Source organism: Bacillus sp. SRB_331 (genome assembly GCF_003264175.1).
Taxonomy (GTDB): domain Bacteria; phylum Bacillota; class Bacilli; order Bacillales; family Bacillaceae_G; genus Bacillus_A; species Bacillus_A mycoides.
This window is the reverse complement of the sequence record NZ_NADV01000142.1, coordinates 1-447: the sequence shown is the minus strand read 5'-3', so window position 1 is coordinate 447 and position 447 is coordinate 1. Positions and strand designations below refer to the sequence as shown.

General features: G+C 42.1%; 1 protein-coding gene. It reads left to right on the top strand.

Annotated features, from left to right (window positions below):
• Positions 1–179: 179 nt before the first annotated feature.
• Positions 180–447, top strand: a 268-nt coding sequence (locus B5P42_RS32375) for a hypothetical protein (protein WP_220089418.1), incomplete at its 3' end; no start/stop codon positions are given.

The window sequence follows — 447 nt, the reverse complement described above, 5'->3', positions numbered from 1 at the left end:
TTACAAAGTCAGCCCATTTTCTACCGGTAAAGACTACCCATTCAGCAGAAGATTATGCCAAGTTGTATATTCAAGAGATAGTGAGACTTCATGGAGTCCCAGTCTCCATTATTTCAGATAGAGGTGCACAGTTTACTGCACAGTTCTAGAAATCTTTTCAGAAGGGCTTGGGTTCGAAGGTGAACTTAAGTACTGCCTTTCATCTTCAGACTGATGGGCAAGCAGAGCGCACTATTCAGACCTTAGAGGATATGTTGAGGGCTTGTGTTATCGATTTCAAAGGTAATTGGGATGATCACCTACCTCTCATTGAGTTTTCTTACAACAATAGTTATCACTCTAGCATCCAGATGGCTCCTTATGAAGCTCTTTATGGGAGGAGATGCAGATCTCTTATTGGATGGTTTGAAGTTGGTGAAGCTGGGTTGATAGGACCAGACTTAGTTC